This is a genomic window from Rhizobium sp. 05N430, assembly GCF_056396985.1.
Genome location: NZ_JBFTMO010000014.1, coordinates 31,437 through 50,909, shown reverse-complemented (window position 1 = coordinate 50,909; position 19,473 = coordinate 31,437). Strand labels below are relative to the sequence as shown.

Here is a 19,473-nt window from a genome sequence, read left to right as displayed (position 1 = left end):
CTACGATGATGCGACATTATCAAGCAGATGCAACGATGTCGCGACAAATCCGCTTAGGTTGCGGAAGGCTGCATGGCAGCCCACGAAATTCTGCATGGCTTGGAGGAGAAAATGGCGCGAGTGACGGGGCTCGAACCCGCGACCTCCGGCGTGACAGGCCGGCACTCTAACCGACTGAGCTACACCCGCGCATTGCGGAGGCGACGACCGGAATGTGCCTTTCAGCACTTGCTTTGAAATGGCGCGAGTGACGGGGCTCGAACCCGCGACCTCCGGCGTGACAGGCCGGCACTCTAACCAACTGAGCTACACCCGCATTCATTTCAAGCAATCCGGAGGCTTTCGCTTCCTTACCGAGGCGGGCTCGCCGCTTCGATGAGCGGCTAACTAAGGGGTTCGCATTTGAGTGTCAAGCAGGTTTGGAGACAAATCCATGACAGCACGGAAATTGTTTTGGATGCAGCGCGCAAGTGTCTGAAAGTTCGCGCGAAGCGGACGCCGCGCGGGGCCTTCTCGCATCGATCCTTATATAGAGATCCACCAGGCGTTACCCACCCGCGCACTCCCCTTCCCTTTTCCACAAGCCGAAAAGCCTGCGTTGCCGCGTCCTTTCCAAAAAAATCAAAAAATCTTCACAAACACTCTTGCGGTTTTTTCCCGATCCGCATAGATCACGGCCACCGACGCGGCGGGCCGAACAGGCTTCGTGACGCGAGGGCGATTAGCTCAGTTGGTAGAGCGCCTCGTTTACACCGAGGATGTCGGGAGTTCGAGTCTCTCATCGCCCACCATTCTTTTCCCGATAAAATCTCAGATATTTGATCGCGTAACGCGGCTCTGATGTTGGCGCTCCTGCGTCTTTCGGCTACTTGGCAGTCAGTGAAGTAGAATTGCCCCGGATAAGGCGAGAATCATGAAGACACGCGAAGAACGGCAGGCGCAGCGTGCGGCGATGCCGCGGACACAGCTTTTGGCCCACCATATGGAGAATGCCAGGCTTCTCCCGGATCGCGGCGAGCTGCTCTACCGGATTCCGAATGGGGGAATCGGCGTCGAGGTGGGCGTTGCCTTCGGTGAATATACCGCCGAGATCATTGAAAAGAATCGGCCGTCGCAGCTTTTCCTCATCGATCCCTGGGGGATGGACCGCTATAGCTCCGGCCTGCACGACGTCCACACGAAGTTCGAGGCCGAAATCGCCTCTGGTCAGGTCAAGCTGATGCACGGCACCTCGCTGGAGAAGCTGGCCGAATTCGAGGACGGTTTTCTCGACTGGGCCTATATCGACACCGACCATTCCTTCGAGCTCACCTGGCAGGAACTGCTGCTTTGCGAGAAGAAGGTGAAGCGGACGGGGCGGATTGCCGGGCATGATTTCTGCACCGGGAATACGGTCAAGCCGATCGTCTATGGCGTCGTCGAGGCGGTCACCAAGTTCTGCAAGGATTACGGCTGGCAGTTCGAGTTCCTGACCGTCGAATCCCATGCGCATTTTTCCTACTGCCTGAAGCGGCTCTGACGCCGCGCGGCGATCGGCAGACCGCCGATCGCCCGCTTCCGCCTAGGTCTGGCGCGAGACGGTCCAGCTCTTTCCTGCATATTGATCGTCGCTGACATGCTCCATCCAATCGACCGGGGAACCGTTCAGCGCCTCCTGGATGGCGATGTGGCTCATCGCCGTGTCGGGTGCTGCACCATGCCAATGCTTTTCGCCGGGCTCGAACCAGACGACGTCGCCAGTGCGGATTTCGCGGATGTCCTGCCCCCATACCTGTACCAGGCCTCGTCCCGAGGTCACGATCAGCGTCTGTCCGAGCGGATGTGTATGCCAAGCCGTGCGGGCGCCCGGTTCGAAGGTGACGGTGGCGGCGCGCACCCGCGCCGGATCCGGGCCTTCGACGATCGGATCGAGGCGGACGGTGCCGGTGAAATAGTCGGCGGATGGCCTGGTCGAGGGCCGTGATCCGGCCTGCTTGATGTCCATTTTGATTCTCCTGCGATTGATCCGGTGCGTCAGCCGAAACGTAGGTCAGGAACAGGCTGATTTGAAGTGGAGGAAGACCATGCGCCGCACAGGTCTCATCATTATCGCCGCCATGCTTGCGATCATCGCCCTGCCGCATCTGGCAAGCGCCCGCGATTTCGCGCTCGAGGATTTCTTTGCGGGCAGAAGCGTGGCCGAGGGCGAGTTCAAGGCGATCAACGGCGTCGATCGCAAGTTCCGCGTGGCGCTGACCGGCCGCTGGAACGGTAAGCGGCTGACGCTTCGCGAGGACTTTGTCTACGCGGATGGCGTTCGCGAACGAAAAACCTGGCGATTCGTCAAAACGGCGCCCGGCCGCTACAGCGGCACCCGCGAGGATGTCGTTGGTCCCGCGGAGGTGACCATCAATGGCGACGTGGCGCGCTACAGCTATCTCGTCGACATCGCGCCGGGGCCGAACCAGAACATCGTGCGCTTCCACGACACGATCCGGCGCCAGCCTGACGGCACGCTGTTGAATACCGCCTGGGTCAGCAAATTCGGTTTCCCGGTCGCCACTGTCCGCGTCACCTTCAAGAAGTGACGCCCTGCCCTATCTCCCTTGCGGTCGCACGCTTGCCGCCATTTGCGGCGGCTGCTAGTTGCGATGCAGTTTCATCACGAGGGAGATTTCCATGAAAGAGCATAGTTTTGGCCGCATGCCGTTTTCGGTCACCAATGTCGGCTTTGGCGCCTGGCAGATCGGCGGTTCCTGGGGCGATGTCAGCGAGGCTGACGGACGCACTGCGCTGAATGCGGCGCTCGATGCCGGCATGACCTTCATCGACACGGCGGACGTCTATGGTGACGGCCGTTCGGAAAAGATAGTCGCCGACGTCCTGAAGAGCCGCGGCGGCAAGCGGCCGATGGTTGCTACCAAGGCCGGCCGCCGCCTCAACCCGCATGTCGCCGACGGCTATACCAAGGCCAATCTCGAAGGCTTCATTGATCGCAGCCTGAAGAATCTCGAAGTCGACAGCCTCGACCTCGTGCAGTTGCACTGCCCGCCGACGGAAGTGCTCTACCGCGCCGAGGTCTTCGAAGGACTGAACGAACTGCAGAAGGCCGGCAAGATCAAGGGCTACGGCGTCAGCGTCGAGAAGGTCGAGGAAGCACTGAAGGCGATCGAATTCCCCGGCGTCGAAAGCATCCAGATCATCTACAACATCTTCCGCCAGCGTCCTGATCACCTGTTCTTCCAGGAAGCCCGCCGCAAGAATGTCGCGGTCATCGCCCGCGTACCGCTGGCCAGCGGCCTGCTGTCAGGCAAGATCACCCGCGACACCAAATTCGCCAGCGACGACCACCGCAATTTCAACCGCAACGGCGAAGCCTTCGATGTCGGTGAAACCTTCGCCGGCGTTCCCTTCGAGGTTGGCCTGCAGGCTGTGGAGGAAGTGCGCAAGCTGGTGCCCGAGGGTGCCACGATGGCGGCCTTCGCACTGCGCTGGATCCTGATGCATGAGGCAGTCACCGTAGTCATCCCCGGCGCGCGCAATGGCGAGCAGGCCAAGGCCAATGCCGAGGCTGCCAGCCTTGCGCCGATTTCGCATGACGTGATGGCGGCGACACGCGAGATCTACGAGCGGCTGATCGCACCGCATGTGCATCACCGCTGGTAGGGTTTGAGTATATTGGAATGAGAGACGGCCGGGTTATTGCCCGGCCGTTTTTGTTTGGCACTCCATCTTCCTCCCTCATTCCTGTGCTCGTCACAGGAATCCAGCCGACGCGCGTCTGCGCGGCGAGAGGAGTCCCTTCGGCCCAAGGACTTGGGCCAGCTGGATCTCTGTGACGAGCACAGAGATGAGGGCGTTTGTGGTTGCCGCCGTCTTCGCTCTCACTGCCCACACGCATGTATCAGCCCAAAGAGCAAAAAAGCCGGGCTCTCGCCCGGCCTTCCTAATCTCATCCAGCTATCGCCAGCTCAGTTCGTGCCGACCAGGTTGACCGGGAAAAACAGGGTCTCGCCGGAGGAGTCGCTGACGCCGTCGTTGTCGGTGACGGCATACGGCTTGCCCGAGGCGTCGAAGGCGAAGCCTTCGAGCTTGTCGAGGACGTAGCCGTTGGTCGCCGTCTTCAGTTCGTCGAGGAAGTCATGGGCTTCCGTCTTCTTGACGACAGGCAGCTCGCCGCCGAGCTTGGCGGGCTTCAGGTCGGAAATGGCGACCTTGTAGAGCTTCTTCAGCTTGGCAGCATCGCCGACCAAGTTGTCGCGCTCGATGATGTAGACGCTGTCGCCATGAGCGGAGATTTCCGAGAGGCCGACCCAGCCGTTTTCAGACTTGTCGAGCGGGTAGCGCACGGCGTCCCATTCCTTGCTCTTCGGATTGTAGGAAACGAGCTTGACGAAGCCCTTCTCGTCGTCCTTCCACTCGCGCTGAACAGCCATCCAAAGCGTCGCGTCGTCGCCGGAGCCGACGATCGTCACGCCTTCGAAGCCGTAGCGGATCTCGTTATCCGTCAATTCCTTCGGCAGAGCGATCTCTTCCTTGATCTCGCCCTTCGGGTTGACATGGTAGAGAGCGTGCGGCGTGAGCTTCTCGCTGTTGCCTTCGGAGGCCAGCCAGAACCAGCCCTTGGCATCGACGGCGATGCCTTCAATGTCGAGCTTCTGGGCAGCAGCACCATCGCGCTTGACGACGAGCGCGTCGGTGATGACAGCCGGCTTCTGCGTCGCGTCGATCGTGTAGATCGTCGGCTGGTTGCCGAGGACACTGTCGGAGACGGCGAAGAGCTGGCCAGCCTTTTCAGGAACAGCGGCAAGACCGGAAAGAGCTGCAAAGCCGATCGGGTTGCCGTCCTTTTCCGCCGAAACGATCTGCGGGTAGGCCTTCTCGCCTTCGGCACGCTCATAGATCATGACGTGCGAACGCGGGCCGCCATCTTCGCCGAGATCGACTTCGTTGGCGGTGGCAAACAGGTTGCGGCTCGGGATGGCGACTGCGCCCTCAGGCGAAACGCCCGACGGCAGGATCTGCAGGAGTTCCGGATCAGCGCCGGTGTCCTTGAAGACGCCGACGACGGAAGCGCGCTCGGCGAGCAGGAAGAACAGCTGGTCGTCGCCGAATTTGGCGGCTTCCAGACCTTCAGGCTCGACGCCCTTCGAGGAGGAGCGTCCCTCGGGATAGTGGCCGAGATGGGCAACGGCGCGCTCGAAGGAGGCGCCCGATTCGTAGAGGACCTTGCCCGTCTTGTCGAAGATGGTGAAGCCGCGCGAGCCGCCTTCATAGTCGCCTTCGTTGGCAACGACGAGACGGTTGTCGTCCAGCCACTTGACGGCGTCGGGCTCGCGAAGGACGCCCTTCGCTTCGCCGGTGAACTTCAGCTGGCCGTCCTTCTTGGTGTCGATACCAGAGAGATCGGTGCTGCCGGCGGTGAAATGCGTCTTCACCGTGCCGGTCTTGCCGTCGATGATGACGATTTCGTTGTTTTCCTGCAGCGTCAGGGCGATCTCGTCCTGGCTGTTGAAGGATACGAATTCGGGCTCCGGATCCTCAGGCGCAACAGCCGAGAGACCCGTCAGCGTGACGTGCTTGATGGTGCCGCAATCGACGGCGCCGGCCTTGACCTCGAAGATCACCAGGTCGCCTGCCGGCATCTGCGGGATCTTGCCGTCGTTGACGTCTTCATCACGCTCGTTTTCGATGGCGATGGTGCCGAGCGTCTTGTCCTTGTTGAGGGCGATCGAGTCCGGCTGACCGCCGAGATCACATGTGTTCTCGATCTTCTTGGTGGCAACGTCGACGATCGCCAGACGGCCCGACGGCTTCACCTTGCTCTCGCTGGTGTTGACGGCGACGAGCGCCTTGCCAGCCGTCGAAGTGACCGACGTCGGTTCACCGTCCATCATCAGCGCGCCAAGAGCCTTCGGGGCCTTGGCGTCGGTGATATCGACGAAGCCGATCGCGCCGAGCGGGCTGTCGCTGTAGACAAGCGTGTTGCCGTCATCGGTAGCGGTGATGATTTCGGCAGAGGTCGTCGAAAGCTTGTCCTTGCCTTCCGGCAGGTTCGAGGCGACCGGAAAGGATGCGATGCGGTTGAAAACAGGCTCGGCGGCTGCCGGAAAGGCAACAGAAGCCAGAAGCACGGCAGCGAGCGCTGCCTTGCGCGATGAAATAGTCATGAAATCCCCCATGCGTCGAAAAATCGAAACATGGGGGTTTTGAGGGAAGCGGATGACAGAGGGATGACAGGCGATGCGTTTTGCACCGCTTTGCATCAAGCCCCTGCCCGCTCGCGTCTGATCTCGTTGCGCATGATGAACAGCGAAGACGTCAAAATCAGCGCTGCACCCAGCCAGAGATAACCTGCCGGCGCATAACCGAAGAACAGCCAGCCCGCGAGCACATTGAGCGGCAGCTTCAGGTCGTCGAAGGGCTGAACGTAGGCGGCATCCGCCACCGTATAGGCGAGCGTCAACAGATATTGCGCGAAGACCGTCAGCAGACCTGCAAAGACGAAGAGCGCGAGGGTGAACCCCTCAGGCAACTCGAAGCCGGCGGCAGCGGCAAGCACGCCATTGATCGGTGTCAGCAGCACCAGCAGCCAGACAGTGATCGTTTCGGGCTTCTCGACGCCGGTCAGGCTCTTGGTGATCAGCGACGAGGCGCCCCAGAAGAGCGCCGAGAGGATCGGCAGCAGGGCGGCCCAGGTGAAGGCATCCGACCAGGGCTGCAGGATGATCATCGCGCCGGCGAAACCGGCGGCGGTGGCTGCCCAGCGCGCCGGGCCAACGCGCTCACCGAGAAACAGGCGGGCACCGAGGATGATGAAGAAGGGCGAGGTCATGACCAGCGCGATCGCCTGCCAGATCGGCACTGTGGCGAGGCCGGAGACCCAGGCCTCGACGCCGAGTGCGGCGAGCGCTACGCGAACGATATGGCGCGAGGGATAGGCGGTGCGCATGGCCGACAGACCAGTGCGCTTGAGAAACGGCAGCGAGAAGACCAGCGCGAAAGCATATTGCCAGAAGGCTGCAGAGGCAGCGGAAAAGCCCATCTTCATCGTCACCCATTGGGTGACGACATTCAGAATGGAAAAGGCGATGCCCGCCAGCACCATGAAGGCGGCACCGGCCATCGCACGCGACGAGGAAAAGCTGAGGGAAGTCTGATTCATGTCTTTCATCCAGAAAGGGACCAACACAAATCAGGACGCATGAGCGCAGAACGGCTGCCGGGCAGACCCTGCCCCGCATACGGCTCGCGATCATTCTCTTTCATCCGGACTATACCGTCGGCTCCGGAATCGCACCGGATCTGCTGATCCCCTGCCCGTTTCACGGACAAAGCGCTCGCGGGCTTGGGCCGAAACCCTTACCGCCGGTGGGGACTTTCACCCCGCCCTGAGAACAACCGATCCGTAGTTCAAAGGTCTTCCGCCTGCAAGCCGCCCGAAATGCAAAAAGGGTCCGGCTATCGCCGAACCCTTCAAAACTTCGCCTGCCGGTCTCGTTATCCGGCGGCCAAGCAAAACCGGATTAGCCGTTGACGGCGTCCTTCAGGCCCTTGCCGGGCGTGAACTTCGGCACGTTGCGAGCCGGAATATTGACTTCAGCGCCGGTGGACGGATTGCGGCCCTTGGTGGCAGCGCGATGAGAAACGGTGAAGCTGCCGAAGCCGGCGAGACGTACGTCACCCTTGCTCTTCAGTTCGCCCTGGACAACGTCGAAAACAGCGTCGACAGCAGAGGCAGCGTCTGCCTTGGTCAGGCCAGCTTTTTCAGCAACTGCGGACACGAGTTCATTCTTGTTCATGTTTCCACCCCTTTCAATGGTTTGAAACGACTCAATCTGTAAGCCAGGCACAGAATAGGTTTCATCAGGCCCGCCGCAACCCAAAAGCCCTGCAAATCAAGGAAAAGCAAGCACCTCCATAAGGTTTTCACAAAAAAGGCTGGCGATTTACGCCAGCCTTTTCGGGGATTTGCAGCAATTTGACATAAATGTGGCGAATGCCGCTCAATGAGCGATGCCAGCACCTGTGTCGTCAAGGCCTTCGACCGTTGCGATGACCGGCGTTTCAACCGTTCCATCCCACTCGATCGGCTCCGGCCTGCGGATCAGAGCATGCTTGATCACCTCGCCCATGCGGGATACCGGGATGATCTCCATGTTGTTCTTCACGTTATCCGGAATCTCCGCCAGATCCTTGGCGTTCTCTTCCGGAATAAGCACCTTCTTGATGCCGCCGCGAAGCGCTGCGAGCAGCTTTTCCTTCAGACCGCCGATCGGCAGGACACGGCCGCGCAGGGTGATTTCACCCGTCATCGCCACGTTCTTGTCGACCGGAATACCGGTCATGATCGAGACGATCGCGGTTGCCATCGCAACACCGGCCGACGGGCCATCCTTCGGCGTCGCACCCTCAGGCACGTGGACGTGAATGTCCGACTTGTCGAAGCGCGGGGGCTCGATGCCGAAATCGACGGCGCGTGAGCGGACGTAGGATGCAGCAGCCGAAATCGACTCCTTCATCACTTCCTTCAGATTGCCGGTGACCGTCATGCGGCCCTTGCCCGGCATCATCACGCCTTCGATCGTCAGCAGTTCGCCGCCGACCTCGGTCCATGCGAGACCGGTGACAACACCGACCTGATCTTCGCGTTCGGCTTCGCCATGGCGGAAGCGCGGAACACCCAGGTAGGTGTCGATGTTTTCAGCCGTGACATGAACCGACTTCGTCTTGCCCTTGATGATCTCGGTGACCGCCTTGCGGGCGAGCTTCATCAGTTCGCGTTCGAAGTTACGAACACCGGCTTCGCGGGTGTACTGCTGGCTGATCGCCATCAGGGCATCGTCGCTGACCGAGAATTCCTGCGGCTGCAGCGCATGTTCCTTGATGGCCTTCGGCAGCAGGTGCCGCTTGGCGATTTCGCGCTTCTCGTCTTCGGTGTATCCGGCGATACGGATGACTTCCATGCGGTCCATCAGGGGCGCAGGGATATTCAGCGTGTTCGCCGTGGTGATGAACATCACATCCGAAAGGTCGTATTCGACTTCCAGATAGTGGTCCATGAAGGTCGAGTTCTGCGCCGGATCGAGCACTTCGAGCAGAGCCGAAGACGGATCGCCGCGGAAATCCTGGCCCATCTTGTCGATTTCGTCGAGCAGGAAGAGCGGGTTGGACTTCTTCGCCTTCTTCATCGACTGGATGACCTTGCCGGGCATCGAACCGATATAGGTGCGGCGGTGACCGCGGATTTCAGCTTCGTCACGAACGCCGCCGAGCGCCATGCGGACATACTCACGACCGGTCGCCTTGGCGATCGACTGGGCGAGCGAGGTCTTGCCGACGCCCGGAGGGCCGACGAGGCACAGGATCGGGCCCTTGATCTTGGTGGCACGCGCCTGGACGGCCAGATATTCGACGATGCGTTCCTTGACCTTGTCGAGACCGAAGTGATCGGCTTCGAGGATCTTCTCGGCATTGTTGAGATCGGACTTGATCTTCGACTTCTTGCCCCAGGGAATGCCGAGCAGCCAGTCCAGATAATTGCGCACGACGGTGGCTTCGGCCGACATCGGGCTCATCTGGCGCAGCTTCTTCAGCTCGGCGTCAGCCTTTTCCTTGGCTTCCTTGGAAAGCTTGGTCTTGGAGATGCGTTCTTCCAGTTCGGCCATCTCGTCGCGGCCTTCCTCGCCGTCGCCAAGCTCCTTCTGGATCGCCTTCATCTGTTCGTTCAGATAGTATTCGCGCTGGGTCTTCTCCATCTGGCGCTTGACGCGCGAGCGGATGCGCTTCTCGACCTGGAGAACCGAAATCTCACCTTCCATGAAGCCGAGCGCCTTCTCGAGGCGAGCCTTGACGCTGGTGGTTTCCAGCATCTCCTGCTTCTCGGTGATCTTGATCGACAGATGCGATGCGACCGTATCGGCAAGCTTCGAGTAGTCGTCGATCTGGCTGGCGGCGCCAACGACTTCAGGAGAGATCTTCTTGTTGAGCTTCACGTAGCTCTCGAATTCCGAGACGACGGAGCGCGACAGCGCTTCCAGCTCGACCGGATCGTCATGCGGTTCTTCGAGCACATGGCCGAGGGCTTCGTAGAAATCTTCGCGGGCTGTATAGGCATCGATCTCGGCGCGCGCACGGCCTTCGACCAGAACCTTCACGGTGCCGTCGGGGAGCTTCAGCAACTGCAGAACATTGGCCACGGTGCCGACATTGTGGATCGCGGACGGATCCGGATCGTCGTCGCTGGCGTTGATCTGGGTTACGAGCATGATCTGCTTGTCGGAGCCCATGACTTCTTCAAGCGCACGGATCGACTTCTCGCGGCCGACGAACAGCGGCACGATCATATGTGGGAAGACTACGATGTCGCGCAGGGGCAAAACAGGATAGGCAACACTGCTCGCTACAGACGTTTTCTTCGTCATTTCTTATTCCTTTCCATCGTCCCGTTTCCGGGCTCTCTGGCGCGGCCGCTTGGGACCCGGCCGGCACTCTCACTTGGGTTACAAGTGGAGGTTCTTCTTACCCTTTTCAAGCCACGCCAACGCTCGCGCTCCCTGCTTGTGACAGACTTATTACAAAGGAACGCCCACACTATGACGCGTGTAACTGTAGTGGCGCTTACCAATTCCGAACCGGCTAAAATACTGGGCCGGAAAACACGCTACGGAATCATTCCATCATTGCCGGGGACGCCGCATTCCGCAACGTCAGGAACAGCGTTTTCAAGCTTCTTCTGCAATAATTAACAGGAGGGCTCCCGGTTCACAAAATAGAAAGGGGCTCGCCGCAGGCAAGCCCCTAAATCTAACCATGCCGTCTACGACTATCAGGCAGAAGCGTTGGCCTTCTCGTCCTGACGGTCAGCGTAGATGTAGAGCGGGCGGGCCGAGCCGCGCGCCACTTCCTCGGAGATGACCACTTCGCGGACACCTTCCAGCGCCGGCAGTTCGAACATCGTGTCGAGCAGGATCTTTTCCATGATCGAGCGAAGGCCGCGGGCGCCAGTCTTACGGACGATCGCCTTGCGGGCGATTTCGCGAAGGGCATCCTCGTGGAAGGTGAGCTCCACGTCTTCCATCTCGAACAGGCGCTGATACTGCTTGATGAGCGCGTTCTTCGGCTCCGACAGGATCTGGATCAGCGCGTCCTCGTCCAGGTCCTCAAGCGTCGCCAGAACCGGCAGACGGCCGATGAACTCGGGGATCAGGCCGAACTTGACCAGATCCTCTGGCTCGAGCTCGCGCAGCACTTCGCCGACGCGGCGGTCATCCTGCGCCTTGACACTGGCGCCGAAGCCGATCGAGGTCTTCTCGCCACGGGCGGAGATGATCTTGTCGAGGCCGGCGAAAGCGCCACCGCAGATGAACAGGATGTTCGTCGTATCGACCTGCAGGAACTCCTGCTGAGGATGCTTGCGGCCGCCCTGCGGCGGTACCGAGGCAACGGTGCCTTCCATGATCTTCAGAAGCGCCTGCTGGACGCCCTCGCCCGACACGTCGCGGGTGATCGAAGGATTGTCCGACTTGCGGGAAATCTTGTCGACTTCGTCGATATAGACGATACCGCGCTGAGCGCGCTCGACATTGTAGTCGGCAGACTGCAGCAGCTTCAGGATGATGTTTTCGACGTCTTCACCGACATAGCCGGCTTCGGTCAGCGTCGTCGCATCGGCCATCGTGAAGGGAACGTCGATGATGCGGGCGAGCGTCTGGGCAAGGTAGGTCTTGCCGCAGCCGGTCGGGCCGACCAGCATGATGTTCGACTTCGCCAGCTCGATTTCGCCGTTCTTGGTCGCATGCGCGAGGCGCTTGTAATGGTTGTGAACGGCAACCGACAGGATCTTCTTCGCCTGGCGCTGGCCGATGACGTACTCGTCGAGAACCTTGATGATGTCCTGGGGCGTCGGAACGCCGTCGCGGGACTTGACCATCGAGGACTTGTTCTCCTCGCGAATGATGTCCATGCACAATTCGACGCATTCATCGCAGATGAACACCGTCGGCCCGGCAATCAGCTTCCGGACTTCGTGCTGGCTCTTTCCGCAGAAGGAGCAGTACAGGGTATTTTTGGAGTCGCCGCCGTTGCTGCCGCTGACCTTGCTCATTTCACTTTCCTTCCAGCACGCCGCATTTCAAAGGTGAAATCGCGGTCCACTCAATGGCCCGCCAGCCCGCTCCGCCACCGGAGCATCAGCCGGCCTAGCTTCAAGGGGTAAGAACCGGAACCCAACCAAACACGCTCAAGTTCCGGCGGCAACGAATTCCCCTTCGAATGCCGAATGCTATGTCATGAAAATTCAACATAGCATTAATACTTACTCTTAGCGTGTCCGCTCCGGGATTAAACCCCTTGTTCAATCACAATTGGGATAGAACTGTGGCAGCGAAAACACCATCCCAATTAATCACTATGCCGCAGCATCGCCTTCCATCTCGGTGCGCGACGTCAGAACCTTATCGACGACGCCCCATTCGCGGGCTTCGTCGGCGGTCATGAAGTGATCGCGATCGAGCGTCTTTTCGACTTCCTCGTAGGAGCGGCCGGTATGCTTGACATAAACCTCGTTCAGGCGGCGCTTCATCTTCAGGATGTCGCGTGCATGGCGCTCGATATCCGAAGCCTGGCCTTGGAAACCGCCTGATGGCTGGTGAACCATGATGCGGGCGTTCGGCGTTGCGAAGCGCATGTCCTTGTCGCCGGCGCAGAGCAGCAACGAACCCATCGAAGCTGCCTGACCGATGCAAAGCGTCGAAACGGCAGGCTTGATGAACTGCATCGTGTCGTAGATCGCCATGCCGGCGGTGACGACGCCACCCGGGGAATTGATGTAAAGCGCAATTTCCTTCTTCGGGTTTTCGGCCTCGAGGAAGAGCAGCTGGGCGCAGACGAGCGTCGCCATGTGATCCTCGACAGGACCCGTCAGGAAGATGATGCGTTCCTTCAGCAGGCGGGAGTAGATGTCGTAGGAGCGTTCACCGCGATTGGTCTGTTCAACAACCATCGGCACGAGGGCCATAGCGGTATCGACTGGATTTCTCATGTGCGTCCTTTGTCAACGTCTTGCCGGCCGGGCCGGGAATCAAAGAAAAATGCCTTATCCCTACATAGAGTGTCCCTGCCCTCTACTTCAAGACACGCATAAGGATAACGTTAAGAAGCAAGGGGACCGGTGGAAAAGCCTTGTGCTGCGATGTAGCGTCTATCTGCGAATTGCCGCTTAACGGCGAGTGACCTGCAAGCACCCGCACAGCTTTTCTCGGCGACAGGATGAAGGGAAGCTTAATCCATCGGCAAGTGCTTTCAAACGTTTACCCTTTGCAAAGCCTAACCGCGAATATCGCGTGCCGCCGATCTCCCGATTAATCAACTGGCGAAGATTGGCGGATGAGTATGCCCCTGACTTCAAGGGGTATTGCCGTGTTTAGTGTTACGACAGGATTGGCGATCTGGTGCTCGGAGGCCATGACGCTCGCTTTGCTGCTGCTGATGGCCTGGCGCCATAATACGCGCAACAAGGCCTATCTGCTGTGGAGCTTCGGCTTTCTGCTCAGCGGCGCAGGCTTTGCCATGGTGGCGCTGCGCGGTGAAATCCCGAATATTCTTTCGATCGAAGGCGGCAATGCCGTAGCACTGGCCGGGCAGAGCGCCTGGGTCGCCGGTTTCATGGCGCTCGACCGCCGGAAGATCGAATGGTGGGCGCTGCTGCCGCCCGCGATCTGGCTGGCCGGCGTCTTCCTGCCATGGGTCGGCGGCGACTACGGCAACCGCGTGATCCTCTATAATCTGGCCTCGGCCACGGGTGCGACCGCGCTCGCCATGGCGGTTGCGACCGGCAACATGCGCCAGGAAAGAACGCGCAACAAGCTGGCAGCCGTGTTCGTCATCCAGGGCGTGTTCTGCTTTGCCGTGGCATTGATGATGGCGCTGACCTTGCCAACCGATGCTCAGGCCACCAATTACGGCGGCGTGGCAGCAATGGTGAGCGCCTTTCTGCTGACGATCGCCTTTGCATTGACCTGCCGCATGATCATGGAACGCTCTGAAAGGCATTTGCGCGTGTTGAGCCTCACGGATTCGCTGACCGGCGTCTGGAACCGCCGCGGCCTGTTTGCCCGCTTCGGCGCCATCCAGGAAAAGGCCTTCGACGAAAAGCGCCAGGTGGCCGTGCTGCTGTTCGACCTCGACCATTTCAAGCGCGTCAACGACCGCTTCGGCCATCAGGCCGGCGATGCCGTACTCTCGGCTTTCGCCCTATCCGCCCGCCAATTCGTCCCGAACCACGTCTTCGGCCGCATGGGCGGCGAGGAATTTGCCGCCTTCGCAACGGTTGCCGATCAGACGGAAGCCGAGGCGCTGGCCGAGTCGATCCGCACCGAGTTCTGCCGCCTGCCGATCTCGACCGGTGAAGCGATCGTTCCGGCGACCGTCAGCATCGGCGTAGCGATCGCCTCGCCGATCGAAGCCAATGTCGACAAGATGATCTCGGCCGCCGACCGGGCGCTCTATGCCGCCAAAGGCGCCGGACGCAATTGCAGCGTCATCTTCGGCGAGAAGGAGACGGCTGCTCCGCCGCCGGCAAAGATGGACCAGAATGCCGGTGAACTGGTTCCGACCGTCGACGATCAGGTCGAGGCGCTGCGCCGGATGGGCTCGCTTTCCCGCGCCGGTTGACGCACGTCCGTTGCTGCATCTTTTCGAGGCTTGGCAAATCCGCTAAGCCTCGAAGCCATGATGATAGCACCCTTTCTCTCGATCGATCCCGCCACCCGCCGCGTTTCTCTCGATAGCAGCGATCCGGCTTTCTATGGCAATCCGAACGCCGTCTATTCGGCGCTGCACCAGCATTGTCCGACCTTCTATTGGGAACAGCAGAAGCAGTGGTTTTTCACAGGCTACGACCATGTGAACAGCCTGTTGCGTGACCGCCGCTTCGGCCGCCAGATCCTGCACATCGCCAGCCGCGAAGAACTGGGCCTGCCGGAACCGGGCCAGCATGTCGCCAATTTCGATCTGGCTGAGCGCTATTCGCTGCTCGAACTTGAGCCGCCGGAACACACCCGTCTGCGCACGCTGGTCAACCGCGCCTTCGTCTCCCGCCATGTCGAGCGGATGAAGCCGGAGCTGGAAGAACTCGCCAACCGGCTGATCGACGGCTTCGCGGACAAGGGCGAGGTCGAGCTACTCTCGGCTTTTGCCGATATCATTCCGGTGACGATGATCGCCCGGATGATCGGCATCCCCGAGGAGATGGGACCGCAACTTCTCGACTGGTCGCATGCCTATATCCGCATGTATCTCTTCGGCCGCACCCGCGAGGACGAGGACGGTGCCGAGAAGGCCGCCAAGGAATTCTCCGACTATGTGAAGACGGTGATTGCCGAACGCCGCGCCGCGCCGCGCGACGATCTGCTCAGCCACATGATCCATACCGAGCACAAGGGCCAGTATCTGACCGAGGAGGAGCTCGTCTCGACGACGATTGTTCTACTCAATGCCGGCCACGAAGCGACGGTGCACCAGATCGGCAATTCGGTACGCGTCATCCTCGACAACGGCTGCGATCCCGCAGAACTCTTCAAGGATGAGCCGACGACGGAGCGGACGGTCGAGGAGACGCTGCGCATCTGCGCACCGGTTCACATCTTCCAACGCTGGGCGCTCGAGCCGGTCGAGATCGACGGCATCTCGTTCAAACGCGGCGACAAGGTGAGCCTCATTCTCGCAGCCGCCAATCTCGACCCGGCGAAATTCACCGATCCCCTCGCCTTCAAGCCAGACCGCAACGAAGCCCCGAACCTCTCCTTCGGCGCCGGTATCCACTTCTGCATCGGTGCGCCGCTGGCGCGTCTGGAGCTCAACGTCGTCTTGCCGATCCTCTTCAAGCGGCTGCCGGGCCTGCGGATGGCAACCACGCCCGAGGTGAAGGATGTCTATCACTTCCACGGGCTGGAGCGGCTTGGTTTAGCGTGGTGATTTCAGCGGTTTTCGGCAATCTCGCCGAAGCCGCCGATTTCGCGCAGTAGCTTGCGGTAGATGGCGCTTGGGTAGTCGGCGGCGGAGCGGACCGGCATGGCGAATGCGCCCGGGCCGCCGATGACCTCGCGGTGAAAGTAGGAAAACAGTGCTTCCGGAGAGAGGTTCGGCTCCTCATCGTCTTCGTCGCCCTGCGCGCTGATGACGAGGGCGTTGATCGTCATGCCGTCGGCGATCAGTTCCCGGCGCACCGGCGCGACCTCCCGGCCGATACTGTTGACGCCGTCGCTGGAGATGTTGACGACCAGCCGCTCGGGCGCGTAGCCGCTCTGGCGCAGCAGGGAGGCTGAATAAGAGAGCGCTTCGCTGATCGAGGTGCCGCGGCGCAGTTTGGTCGGAGAATTCTCGGCGAGCCGCAGCGAGAACATCCAGCAATCGGCCTCATCCTTGAGCAATGTCCAGGGAACCACCATCCGCTGACCGCGGTCGCCGCCCCACTCGACATAAGTCACGGCGATGCGGCCATATTTGCCGCTGCCGATCGCGTCGATGATCTCGGGCTGGCGGAGGGCGGCGACGAAGCCGTCCTGCTGCATCGCCTTCTCGCGCGGATCCATCGACGTCGAGACGTCGGCGGCGATCACCAGCGCAAGATCGATCCTCTCGCCGGCGACGGCGACCGATGACATGCATATAGCAAACAGAAGCCCCGTGATGGCTCCCTGCGGAAGCCACTGCCCAATCATTCCCGAAGACATGAAGCCCTCCCGCATCGCGCCGCTCGCGACCGGGCTCTCTTACCGGAAAGGACCGGCGCCGGTAAATTAGCGTATTCGGATACACCTAAAGGGATTGGGCAAAAGGGCTACCAGGCGTATCAGCCATAACGTCCGGTAATGTAGTCCTCGGTGCGCTTGTTCTTCGGCGCCTGGAAGATCTGCGAGGTCGGGCCGTATTCGACGAGTTCGCCGAGATACATGAAGGCGGTGTTGTCGGAGATGCGGCTCGCCTGCTGCATGTTGTGCGTGACGATGACGATGGTGAAATCGGTCTTCAGCTGCGACACGAGCTCTTCGACCTTCGCCGTCGAGATCGGGTCGAGCGCCGAGGTCGGCTCGTCGAGCAGCAACACCTCGGGACGCAGGGCCACGGCGCGGGCGATGCAGAGACGCTGCTGCTGGCCGCCGGAGAGGCCTAGGCCGCTGCCTTTCAGCTTGTCCTTGACCTCGTCCCAGAGAGCCGCCTGGCGCAGCGCCTGCTCGACGCGGACATCCATGTCGGCCTTGCCGAGGCGCTCATGGTGGCGGATGCCGTAGGCGATATTGTCATAGATCGACATCGGGAACGGCACCGGCTTCTGGAACACCATGCCGACGCGGGCGCGCAGTTCATTCATCGAATAGCGCGGGTCGAGGATGTTTTCGCCATCGAGCTTCACGGTGCCTGTCGCGCGCATCTTCGGATAGAGCATGTAGATGCGGTTGAGGATGCGCAGCAGCGTGGACTTGCCGCAGCCCGAGGGGCCGATCAGCGCCGAGACCTGGCGTTCGGGGAAATTCAGGCTGACGCCACGGATCGCATGCGCGTCGCCATAGTAGAAGTTGACATCTTCAAGGGTGAGCTTGTCGTTGGCCATCGGCATCACGGTCCTGCGGGTGTCTAATGTGGAGGAAGATTGCAGCATCATTTGCCACCTTTGCGGTTCAGAATGGCGCGGGAGCCCACGCTCAGAAGCAGCACGATTGCGGTCATGACAAAGGCGCCCGCCCAGGCGAGCACGTGCCATTCGTCATAGGGGCTCATCGCGTACTGGAAGATGACCACCGGGATGTTGGCCATCGGCTCGGACATGTCGAGGCTCCAATACTGGTTGTTCAACGCAGTGAAGAGCAGCGGCGCCGTCTCGCCGGAGATGCGGGCGACGGCGAGCAGGATGCCGGTGAGGATACCTGCCGAGGCGGCGCGGTAGAGCACGGCGACCGTGACCTTCCAGCGCGGAATGCCGAGCGAGAGGGCTGCTTCCCGCATCACGTCCGGTACAAGGCGCAACATCTCGTCGGTGGTGCGCACGACCACCGGCAGGAAGATGAAGGCGAGCGCGATGCCGCCGGCATAGCCGGAGAAATGGCCGGTCTGGCGGACGACGAGCTCATAGACGAACAGGCCGATGATGATCGATGGCGCCGACAGCAGGATGTCGTTCATGAAGCGGATGACCGCGCCGATCTTCTTGCCGCGGCTGAATTCGGCCAGGTAGGTGCCGGCCAGAATGCCGATCGGGGTACCGATGATGACCGCGAGAACGACCATCATCAGGCTGCCGGCGAAGGCATTGGCGAGGCCGCCGTCTTCGCCTGGGGGCGGCGTCATTTCGGTGACGAGCTTCAGGCTGAGCGCCGAGAGACCGTTGACCAGCGTCGTCCAGAGGATCCAGACGAGGAAGATCAGGCCAAGGCCGGTGGCGCCGGTGCAGAGCGTCAGTGCGATGCCGCTCTTGATCTGGCGGCTGCGATAGATGGAATTGGAACCGGCCATCTTATTCGCCTCTCTGCTTTGCCATGCGCAGCAGCATGAGCTTAGCGGCGGCAAGGACGATGAAGGTCACGACGAAGAGGATGAAGCCGAGCGCGATCAGCGACGACAGATAGATGTCGGTATCGGCTTCGGTGAACTCGTTGGCGATGGCGGCGGCAATCGAGTTGCCGGGCTCCATCAGCGAGACGGCGATATTGTGGGTATTCCCAAGCACGAAGGTGACGGCCATCGTTTCGCCGAGCGCACGGCCGAGGCCGAGGAAGATACCGCCAACGACGGCAGTGCGGGTATGCGGGATGACGATGTCGCGCACCACTTCCCAGCGGGTCGAACCCAGCGCATAGGCCGATTCCTTCAGCTGCGCCGGGACGACCAGGAAGACGTCGCGCATGACCGAGGAGATGTAGGGGATGATCATTATCGCCAGCACGATGCCCGAGGTCAGCATGCCGATGCCCATGGGGGCGCCTGAGAACAGCAGGCCGATGCCTGGGATCGGTCCCAGCCAGTCGATCAGCGCCGGCTGGACGTAATCCGACATGAAGGGCGCGAAAGTGAAGAGGCCCCACATGCCGTAGATGATCGAGGGAATGCCGGCCAGCAACTCGATCGCGCCGCCGATCGGTCCGCGCAGCCAGCGCGGCGCCACTTCGGTGACGAAGACGGCAATGCCGAGACTGACGGGAACGCCGATCAGCATGGCGAGCGCGGAGGTCACCAGCGTGCCGTAGATCGGCACCAGACCGGCGAAATGCTGAGCAACGGGATCCCATTCGGTGCCGGTGATGAAGCCGAAACCGAAGGTGCGGAAGGCGAGAAGACCGCCCCATGCCATGGAGATTGCCGCCGCCAGGAGTGCGGCGAGAACGAACAGGCCGCAGCCCATCACGATCCAATGGAAAATGCGGTCGCCGTTGGCGCCGTCGCGGCGCTTCACATCCGGCACGACGGCCGGCAGCGATGCCAGTGCTTCACTCATATCGA

16 protein-coding genes, 3 tRNA genes and 1 riboswitch are annotated in these 19,473 nt (G+C 60.8%); of the genes, 6 read left to right on the top strand and 13 right to left on the bottom strand.

What is annotated here, in order from left to right:
• Window positions 1–112: 112 nt before the first annotated feature.
• Together AC1DJO_RS23460 and AC1DJO_RS23455 are read right to left on the bottom strand one after the other, a co-directional pair.
• A tRNA-Asp gene (locus tag AC1DJO_RS23460) sits at window positions 113–189 on the bottom strand.
• Window positions 190–239: 50 nt separating this feature from the next.
• A tRNA-Asp gene (locus tag AC1DJO_RS23455) sits at window positions 240–316 on the bottom strand.
• A gap of 399 nt (window positions 317–715) precedes the next feature.
• On the opposite strand from AC1DJO_RS23455, the gene AC1DJO_RS23450 reads away from it, so the two are divergent.
• Window positions 716–791, top strand: a tRNA-Val gene (locus tag AC1DJO_RS23450).
• Between the two features lie 122 nt (window positions 792–913).
• Complete coding sequence (locus AC1DJO_RS23445; protein ID WP_477973153.1) at window positions 914–1,519, top strand: class I SAM-dependent methyltransferase; 606 nt, start codon at window positions 914–916, stop codon at window positions 1,517–1,519.
• A 42-nt stretch (window positions 1,520–1,561) separates the two neighbouring features.
• Here the strand turns inward: AC1DJO_RS23445 and AC1DJO_RS23440 are convergent, their stop codons facing one another.
• Window positions 1,562–1,984, bottom strand: coding sequence for a (R)-mandelonitrile lyase (locus AC1DJO_RS23440; RefSeq protein ID WP_477973151.1), 423 nt, complete (start codon window positions 1,982–1,984; stop codon window positions 1,562–1,564).
• A gap of 79 nt (window positions 1,985–2,063) precedes the next feature.
• Between AC1DJO_RS23440 and AC1DJO_RS23435 the strand changes: the two genes are divergently transcribed.
• On the top strand, window positions 2,064–2,567 hold the full coding sequence (locus tag AC1DJO_RS23435; RefSeq protein WP_477973149.1) for a DUF3833 family protein: 504 nt from the start codon (window positions 2,064–2,066) through the stop codon (window positions 2,565–2,567).
• A 91-nt stretch (window positions 2,568–2,658) separates the two neighbouring features.
• On the top strand, window positions 2,659–3,645 hold the full coding sequence (locus AC1DJO_RS23430; protein WP_477973147.1) for an aldo/keto reductase: 987 nt from the start codon (window positions 2,659–2,661) through the stop codon (window positions 3,643–3,645).
• Window positions 3,646–3,950: 305 nt separating this feature from the next.
• Here AC1DJO_RS23430 and AC1DJO_RS23425 read toward each other — a convergent pair whose 3' ends face one another.
• From AC1DJO_RS23425 to clpP, 6 genes are all read right to left on the bottom strand, one after another.
• Window positions 3,951–6,161, bottom strand: a complete 2,211-nt coding sequence (locus AC1DJO_RS23425; RefSeq protein WP_477973145.1) for an esterase-like activity of phytase family protein — start codon at window positions 6,159–6,161, stop codon at window positions 3,951–3,953.
• 83 nt (window positions 6,162–6,244) lie between these two features.
• Window positions 6,245–7,153: a DMT family transporter gene (locus AC1DJO_RS23420; protein ID WP_477973143.1), complete on the bottom strand. Its 909-nt coding sequence runs from the start codon at window positions 7,151–7,153 to the stop codon at window positions 6,245–6,247.
• Window positions 7,154–7,232: 79 nt separating this feature from the next.
• Window positions 7,233–7,382: riboswitch (FMN riboswitch) on the bottom strand.
• A 123-nt stretch (window positions 7,383–7,505) separates the two neighbouring features.
• Window positions 7,506–7,781, bottom strand: coding sequence for a DNA-binding protein HupB (gene hupB / locus AC1DJO_RS23415; RefSeq protein WP_112389664.1), 276 nt, complete (start codon window positions 7,779–7,781; stop codon window positions 7,506–7,508).
• 204 nt (window positions 7,782–7,985) lie between these two features.
• Window positions 7,986–10,403, bottom strand: coding sequence for an endopeptidase La (gene lon / locus AC1DJO_RS23410; RefSeq protein WP_112389663.1), 2,418 nt, complete (start codon window positions 10,401–10,403; stop codon window positions 7,986–7,988).
• 404 nt (window positions 10,404–10,807) lie between these two features.
• Window positions 10,808–12,085 carry an ATP-dependent Clp protease ATP-binding subunit ClpX gene (gene clpX, locus AC1DJO_RS23405; RefSeq protein ID WP_112389662.1) on the bottom strand — a complete coding sequence of 426 codons (1,278 nt, stop codon included), beginning with the start codon at window positions 12,083–12,085 and terminating at the stop codon, window positions 10,808–10,810.
• 303 nt (window positions 12,086–12,388) lie between these two features.
• Entirely contained in the window at window positions 12,389–13,021 is a 633-nt protein-coding gene (clpP, locus tag AC1DJO_RS23400) for an ATP-dependent Clp endopeptidase proteolytic subunit ClpP (RefSeq protein WP_112389661.1), read from the bottom strand.
• Between the two features lie 377 nt (window positions 13,022–13,398).
• Between clpP and AC1DJO_RS23395 the strand changes: the two genes are divergently transcribed.
• Together AC1DJO_RS23395 and AC1DJO_RS23390 are read left to right on the top strand one after the other, a co-directional pair.
• Window positions 13,399–14,652, top strand: a complete 1,254-nt coding sequence (locus AC1DJO_RS23395; protein ID WP_112389748.1) for a GGDEF domain-containing protein — start codon at window positions 13,399–13,401, stop codon at window positions 14,650–14,652.
• 57 nt (window positions 14,653–14,709) lie between these two features.
• Window positions 14,710–15,954: a cytochrome P450 gene (locus AC1DJO_RS23390; RefSeq protein WP_477973141.1), complete on the top strand. Its 1,245-nt coding sequence runs from the start codon at window positions 14,710–14,712 to the stop codon at window positions 15,952–15,954.
• Between the two features lie 2 nt (window positions 15,955–15,956).
• Here the strand turns inward: AC1DJO_RS23390 and AC1DJO_RS23385 are convergent, their stop codons facing one another.
• The 4 genes from AC1DJO_RS23385 to pstC form a co-directional block, all read right to left on the bottom strand.
• Window positions 15,957–16,712, bottom strand: a complete 756-nt coding sequence (locus AC1DJO_RS23385) for a DUF1194 domain-containing protein (RefSeq protein WP_477973139.1) — start codon at window positions 16,710–16,712, stop codon at window positions 15,957–15,959.
• Window positions 16,713–16,831: 119 nt separating this feature from the next.
• Window positions 16,832–17,638, bottom strand: a complete 807-nt coding sequence (pstB, locus tag AC1DJO_RS23380) for a phosphate ABC transporter ATP-binding protein PstB (protein WP_310298407.1) — start codon at window positions 17,636–17,638, stop codon at window positions 16,832–16,834.
• Window positions 17,638–18,489: a phosphate ABC transporter permease PstA gene (gene pstA / locus AC1DJO_RS23375; RefSeq protein ID WP_477973137.1), complete on the bottom strand. Its 852-nt coding sequence runs from the start codon at window positions 18,487–18,489 to the stop codon at window positions 17,638–17,640. The genes pstB and pstA overlap by 1 nt, the downstream gene beginning before the upstream one ends.
• Before the next feature lies 1 nt (window position 18,490).
• Window positions 18,491–19,468: a phosphate ABC transporter permease subunit PstC gene (pstC, locus tag AC1DJO_RS23370; RefSeq protein ID WP_112537433.1), complete on the bottom strand. Its 978-nt coding sequence runs from the start codon at window positions 19,466–19,468 to the stop codon at window positions 18,491–18,493.
• Between the last annotated feature and the right edge of the window lie 5 nt (window positions 19,469–19,473).